Annotated in this window: 6 protein-coding genes; all 6 read left to right on the top strand. The window is 33.8% G+C overall.

Translation table 11 applies throughout. The features are described from left to right. Nucleotides 1-224, top strand: a 224-nt coding sequence (locus HMPREF9144_RS13715) for a hypothetical protein (RefSeq protein ID WP_006046409.1), incomplete at its 5' end; no start/stop codon positions are given. Between the two features lie 43 nt (nucleotides 225-267). After that, nucleotides 268-1,032, top strand: coding sequence for a GLPGLI family protein (locus HMPREF9144_RS12065; protein WP_006046410.1), 765 nt, complete (start codon nucleotides 268-270; stop codon nucleotides 1,030-1,032). Between the two features lie 7 nt (nucleotides 1,033-1,039). Further along, the gene (locus tag HMPREF9144_RS12070; RefSeq protein ID WP_006046411.1) at nucleotides 1,040-1,810 is read left to right on the top strand and encodes a GLPGLI family protein; all 771 of its coding nucleotides are present in this window, start codon (nucleotides 1,040-1,042) and stop codon (nucleotides 1,808-1,810) included. A 7-nt stretch (nucleotides 1,811-1,817) separates the two neighbouring features. Beyond that, nucleotides 1,818-4,370, top strand: a complete 2,553-nt coding sequence (locus tag HMPREF9144_RS12075) for a TonB-dependent receptor (protein ID WP_040595816.1) — start codon at nucleotides 1,818-1,820, stop codon at nucleotides 4,368-4,370. A 139-nt stretch (nucleotides 4,371-4,509) separates the two neighbouring features. After that, nucleotides 4,510-6,843, top strand: a complete 2,334-nt coding sequence (locus HMPREF9144_RS12080; protein WP_006046413.1) for an outer membrane beta-barrel family protein — start codon at nucleotides 4,510-4,512, stop codon at nucleotides 6,841-6,843. A 7-nt stretch (nucleotides 6,844-6,850) separates the two neighbouring features. Beyond that, the gene (locus HMPREF9144_RS12085) at nucleotides 6,851-7,384 is read left to right on the top strand and encodes a cysteine peptidase family C39 domain-containing protein (protein ID WP_006046414.1); all 534 of its coding nucleotides are present in this window, start codon (nucleotides 6,851-6,853) and stop codon (nucleotides 7,382-7,384) included. The last annotated feature ends 380 nt before the right edge of the window (nucleotides 7,385-7,764 follow it).

Raw genomic sequence — 7,764 nt, forward strand, 5'->3', positions numbered from 1 at the left:
ATGGATATATTATAGATGTTGTAGAAAAAATATTGTTTTTGAACAATATTTATGCTAATAGAAAAGAACTTCTTAAAGTCCTTTTCTCTTCGCCAGTTTTTCCAAGTTTAGCATCCATCTCTCAAACATTATCTTATTACGGTCTGCATAACAATGCTTTTGTTGCTGTACCTATTTCCTCTTCAAATACCGAAAAGCATAAATACGAGTTAATGCAATATTGATAATAGGTATGGTATAGTAATATTAACTTTTAAATTAAAACAAATGAAATCAATTATATCTTTTTTTATACTCATTTTTAGTGTTCAGTGTTGTTATGCGCAGGAAACACACGTTATTGAACCTGCAGAGCTTGAAATAACTTTTTCTACAAAGGAATATGCATTTTGGGATACCTATACCTTCCGTTGTGGAAAGAATGTGAGCCAATATTTTAGTATTTCTGAATTGCAACATCAAAAGATGTTAGCTGATGATGATCCAGCTCTCTTTATCCTTTGGGATAAGAGATTGGCAGATTACGATGAGCCGGACCCGGCAAAAAGGCTGCCTGCGAGTACGGGAAACTTAGATAAAATTTACCGCAACCTTGAGCAAGGGAAGTTTACAACTTATTCAACTGTTTTTGGATCCCATTATTTAATAACCGAAGATATTACTATTCCTGAATGGACAATGTACGAAGACTCCACAATTACGGTCTTAGGTATGGAATGTAAGAAAGCTACAACAAATTTCCGTGGCCGTTATTGGGAAGTTTGGTACACAGAAGAAATTCCTATTAGTCAAGGACCTTGGAAACTATGTGGATTGCCGGGTATGATATTAAAAGCAAATAGCCCCAAGTTTATGTTGATAGAAGCAATCAGTATTAAGAATAAAAACCTTGAACCCGTAACCTTTTATAATTATCTGAACTATAAATATGCCCCGATAGACCGCATGGAATATCTAAAGAAAGTGCATAAACCGGGTATCTATCCCACCGGAGGTAGTCGTAAAACGATAGAAATAGACGATAAAATATAAGACCAATATGAAACCTAAATTTTTTTTAATAGTTTTGCTCTTTATACTAAATGCAGTAATGTGTTACGCACAAGAAACCCACGTTATAGAGCCGGCAGAACTTGAAATAGTTTATTCGGTAAAAGAACAACCGCACTGGGATACTTATATCTTCCGTTGTGGTAGGAATGTGAGCCAATATTTTAGCCAACCTGCACTGCAAAGAGATAAGATGTTAGCGAATGACGACCCGGCTCTCTTTATTATCGCAAATGAAAGAATGAAAGCTTTAGACACACCCGAATATGCAAAAAAATATCCTCTTAGTACAGGTCGTCATGATATTATTTATCGGAACTTTGAGGAAGGAGTATTAAAAACTTATTCAAGAGTGTTTGATTCTAAGTATTTAATAGTTGAAGATATTACTATTCCCGACTGGACAATGTACGAAGACTCTACAATTACGGTCTTAGGTATGGAATGTAAAAAAGCCACTACTAATTTTCGTGGTCGCTATTGGGAAGTTTGGTATACAGAGGATATTCCTATTAGTCAAGGTCCTTGGAAACTATGTGGATTGCCAGGTATGATATTAAAGGCGAATTGCCCAAAGTTTATGTTGATAGAAGCAATCAGTATTAAGAATAAAAACCTTAAACCCGTAACCTTTTATAATTATCTGAACTATAAATATGCCCCGATAGACCGCATGGAATATCTAAAGAAAGTGCATAAACCGGGTATCTATCCAACCGGAGGTAGTCATGAAACGATAGAAATTGACGATAAAAAATAATACCAATATGAGGAAACTATTTGTATTAATTGTTATAACGTTGTTTTCAGAAATATTGCAGGCACAAGTAACAGTAACGGGAGTGATAACTGACGTAAATGGAAGTCCGTTATCCGCAGCAATCATAAAAAGTATTGATGCTTCAACAAAGAAAACACTTACATTTTGCAATACCAAAAATGATGGTAAATTTAGTATTAAAGCAAAAGTGGGCGACTTACTGCAAATTTCTGCAATGAGCTATAAGAAAAAGCAAATAGTGGTAATAGCAGATATGCCAGAACAACATATCGTGCTTGAAGATGATGCCAAAGCATTAGACGAGATTACTGTGAAAGCTCAACCTGTAAGGATTAACGGAGATACCATAAAGTATCTTCTTGGCGTATATGCAAAACCTGGCGATCGCACATTAGCCGATGTTTTGGCTCGTGTTCCTGGTTTTGAGGTGAATAAAAACACAGGGAAAATTTCGTACGAGGGGCGAAGCATCAGCAACTTCTATATAGAAGGAATGGATATGTTGGGCGGAAAATATGGTGTTGCTTCAAAGTCGCTGCCTCAAAACGATATAGCTACGGTAGAAGTAATGAAGCATCATACCCCCATTCGTGTATTAGACGACTTTGTTTATTCTGACGAAAATGCTATTAATGTTCGTATGAAGAAAGGTGCTAAAGCACATTGGATAGCAACATTTAATGGAGGAATAGGCTGTAAGAATAATGGTGTTTTATGGGACTTTGAAAGTTTTGCCATGCGCTTAAAGCAGAATTGGCAAACAATGATAACCTATAAAACTAACAATAGAGGTAAAGATATTATTCACGAAACAAATAAAGTTTTTACGTATGGTGAATTGGACAGTAAGCTATCACCTTTTATCTCATTGCCTTCTCCTGCAAAAAGCACATTGGGCGAACGTTCCTTATTCAACAGAAGTCATGCATTGAACTTAAATATGTTGCAGCGTATAAATGAAACATCGCAAGTAAGTTTTCAGATTTCTTATATTAACGACCATCAAGAAGCAAATTCTAAACGCACAGCAGAATACTTTTCGAAACAAGGCAACAAAGTAACTAACAATGAAAAACATTATTTAGAGAAAACTAATGAACTCTTCGCAAAAGTGAAATACGAGAACAATGCAAATAGCCAATATCTAAAAAATGAACTTTCAACAAACTTAAATTGGAACAAACAACTGCTGATAGAGCGTGGTACAAATCCACACGATATGAATGCTAACCTTCCTGTGTTTACACTGAAAGATAATCTTCTGTTAATACGTAAATATGGCAAGCGTTTGTTTTCATTTGAATCGAAAAATATAATGGACGTACGTCCACAGCAAATGGTTATGGATTCACTTAAACAAGATATAAACCAACATTATTACGAAACCAATAATAATGTATCGGGAAGTTTTCGTTTTGGTGATTTCATTCTTACAGGAAAAATAGGAGCCAATGCTTTGTTACACAACTTTTCTTCGCATCTTATAGGTGTTCCAGATAGTATTGGTTTACTTTCTGGAAAAAGTCGATTCAGTATGTTTAAGTTGTATGCAAGTACAAACCTGGAGTATAAGTTATCCGACTTTATTTTTAATTTTTCTTCAGATGTGTCATATAACCAATATAAATATAGTTTAAGCGCAAATTATAGTCGTGCTCTCTTTTCTCCAAACATTCATATCCGCTGGAATGCAACTCCATATTGGACTTTTTCCGTTGATGGAAGAATAGGACAAACAGAAGTAAATGTAAATCAGTTTTTCCCTACCCTTGTATTATCCGACTATGAATATATAAACAAAGGATTTGCTGATTATAGAATAGGGAGAGATAAAACAGCAGGTGTTATTGTTCGTTATAATAATGCACTAAAAGGAACATCGTTTTTTGTAACTGTTAACAGAATATTTGGTACAACACCTTATACAACATCGCAAGACTATATAGGTAATTATATTGTACTTTCGCTTGCCCCACAAGAAACAAAAAATAATGCTTGGACAGTTAATTTTATGGGCTCGCAAGGAATTAGCTTCCTAAAAGGAAAATTGAATGTTAGAGCAATGTATAATAGTTCAAAGGCGTATATCGTACAAAATAGCGAAATTATGCCTTTCAACACAAACACATTCAATATAAGAGGAAGCTTGACAGTTGGACTTATTAAGAACGCAGATATTGGCTACAATCTGGATTATAGTTACTATCAGTCTAAAATGCCTGCACTTTCTTCTGTTTCTACAATAAACAATTGGAAACATAATGCTTACTTGCGACTGTTTCTTACGAAGAAGATTACAACCGAAGCAAGAACAGAATACTATCACAATGAAATAGCAAACAATAAGTATAAAGACATTTTCTTTGCTGATTTAGCAATGCGATACAGCTTTAAGAAGTTCGATATTACGTTAGAACTCAATAACTTATTGAATAGGAAAAATTATGGATATGGCGTAAATGGTACGTTTGTCCATAGCTACAATAATTTGAATATTCGTGGAAGAGAATTAATGGTAAGCATCTATTATAAACCATAAAGTAAATAAAGAATTAAAGATTATTACATATATTTGCAAATGTAGTCAAAAGATATTTGTTCCTTAAAAAGTATTGATACATCTTTAAGTGATTATTTAATAACAGATTTTTGGGTAAAATCAATGATAGAAAGATACAATGAGTAAATGGATTCTATTTTTCATAGTTTTTATAAATACACAGACTATTTGTGGTCAGAATATTAAATTGTCTGGTAAAATCACAGATACACAAGGGAAAGCCATTAGTATGGCTACTCTTGTAGTAAAAGATAGTTTGGAAACTACAATTACGAGGGCATATAGTGACTCTACTGGTAATTTTTCAATTGAGGTTATGCCATATAAAGCCCTATCGTTTAGTGTTTCATGTCTTGGCTACACAGACTATACTCATAAATTTAATGGAGATGATAAAGATATTTCTATTAATGTTATATTGGATTCAGCTGCCACAGATTTAGCTGAGGTTGTAGTAACATCTAAAACGCCTCTTACACATCGGAAGATAGATCGCATAGTATTCGATGCCCAAAAGCTTAATGCTGTAGCATCAAACTTTATGGATATACTGAAACAAACTCCAGGGATAATAGTACAAGATGATGTTATTAGCATGATCAGTAAGGGAAAGATAATATTTCTGCTGAACGGACGTGAACTCAAAATGGACATGAAAGAGTTGGTTGCGTTTCTCAGTTCACAACCTTCTGGCAATTTGCACCAAATCGAAGTGATGACAACACCCCCAGCCAAGTATTCAGCGGAAGGCAATGCTGGTATTATCAATTTTGTAACAAAAAAGATACAGAATAATTATTTCGGAGGTTACTTAACAAATCAATTATCCATCAAAGAGCGTTTGTATGATGGAATTAATTGTAGTATGCAGTATAAAAAAAATCAGCTTGAGGCATACATAAGTGTAGGAAAAGGTTTAGGTACAATGCAGACCGACAGTAAAACGTATATATATTACCCTCTTGAAACATGGAGCACAACTAACAACAAACTTAAATCTAATAATTATTTCCTTCTTACAGCTGGAGTAGATTATGGATTGACTAAAAACTCTGCGTTAGGGGCTATTATTACTTATAACAATATGTATCCTGATGCTGATAAAAAAACAGCTACCTCGATTTCCTCCAGGAATGGTGATAATTCTAAATATTTTGAGACGCTTACAGATTTTGATAGCAAGTATCACCGTACTAGTGTAAATTTACATTATCTTGGCAACAATATTATCAATAAAGATGGTTCTATAAATGTAAATCTAGATTATTTGAATTATTCAATCAATGACCATATTAAACTTCAGACCACATACGATGAAAGTTTAGGTTACGTAAATCGTCCTAAGACAGATATCAATGTTTATCAGGGCAAAGTCGATTTAGAATTGCCTATAGGGAATGTTACTCTATCTGGTGGTGCTGCTTATTCACAATCCAAGACAGATAATAGAACAAATTATGATTATATAACTAATGATTATGATTTGAACGACCATTTTGTGTATCGTGAACAGATTTTTGCTACTTATGCCGATATAAGGTATAAGCTGTCTGATAAACTAGAAACCAAAATTGGTTTACGCGGAGAGTATGGGGTATTAGATGGAATCTCTTTAAAGTTAAATTCTCACACTCGAAATAATCAATTTGACTTTTTCCCTACAGTTTTTCTGAATTATAGTTGGAATGATAATAATTCCCTGTCTATGAGTGTTTCGAGTAGAATTAATCGTCCCAGCTACGTAGATATAAATCCATTTACAACCTATGTTGATTCTCATACTATTCAAACAGGTAATCCTAAATTATTACCAGAAAAGGCATATTCAGTAGAATTAGGCTATACTTGGAGAGATCTTTCATTGTCAGCTAGTGCAATGTGGAAAAATCGTGTCATTGCTTCTCATACTTTTATTGATAATAGCAAGAAGTTGACAACAATAACAATAGATAATATAATGAAGAAACAGATGTATAGCTTAGATGTTTCTTACTATTTTGATAAGGTCGTATGGTTTGATAGTTCTATAAGTGGTAGTGTCTATACGCTCATCTCCAAACCTATGGATGGGTACAATTTTGAAAACATAAGTCAGACATCTGTTTTCCTATATATAAATAATAATATCTATTTTAATCGGCAAAAGACTTTGATGGCTAACCTATGGGGGCAGTATCAGGCAAAAGAGAGAGATATCGTAGGAGAAAGTCCTTCAAGATATAGAATAGACTTTGGATTAAAATATTTCCTCTTGGGCAAGAAACTATCAGTTGGTATAGAATATCAAAATATGTTGGCATCACACACGAAGTCTATCATAAAATCTAACGACATAACTTATATATATGACTATAAGCCATATCGAGTATTAAAAATATCAATATCTTACCAGTTTGGAAAAAAACTCAATGTGCGTCCTAAAAAATTCGGCATAAATACAAATCGATTATAATATTCGTATGAGTAGCTTTAGGGCATATAAACAAAAGGACTCCATGCAATGTGGTATTGCTTGTATTCAAATGGTATGCTGCTATTTTGGAAGAAAATACTCTACAGAATTCATATCTCAATACTGTCATTCTACGACGGAGGGAGTTTCGCTATTGAGCATTTCTGAAACTGTAAAAGAGATTGGGATAAAAACGATTAGCGGGAGAGTAGAAACAAATCAATTGGTAAGAGTAATATTACCCTGCATCCTCCATTGGAATCAAAATCATTTCGTTGTACTATACAAAGTCAAAAAGAATAGATTCTACATTGCTGACCCCGCAAAGGGACTTGTTAAATATAATCTCGAGGAATTTAAGAAGCACTGGGTAAGTACACAATCGGGCGGAGAGGAAAAGGGTATCGCTATGTTCTTAGAACCAACTCCTGCCTTTTATGAAAAGAAGCCAGATGAACAGCCAACAGAGGAACGCTCGTTTAATATGCAAGTGCTGTGCAAACAGAATATTTATGAAAACTGCAGAGATAAAGAAAGTTGAAAAGATATCCAATCCTCTCATTAGCGATGATCACTTTCTACAAATTAAGGTGATAAGCATCTATGCTAATTATAAAGTTGAGTACTTTTTAATGTTAAGGAACATTGTTTTTATGCAAAAAAATTTGCGTACTGTCTTTGTTCTTCATATATTTGTAGCGAATTACTAACTTTAAAACAAAGACAAATGAAAACAACAGAAATTACTCTACTAAAAAAGGTGTAAACTGAAGAGTGCAATAATTGCAATGTATTCCCCATCTGTGGAGGCGGTTGTCCCATTGATAGAAATAGAAATTGGGGAAAAAATAAGAAATACTGTTCCATGTATAAAAAGAATTTATCAGAACTTCTTCCTGAATTTTATACATATAAATATTC

This window comes from Prevotella pallens ATCC 700821, from assembly GCF_000220255.1.
GTDB classification, from domain to species: domain Bacteria; phylum Bacteroidota; class Bacteroidia; order Bacteroidales; family Bacteroidaceae; genus Prevotella; species Prevotella pallens.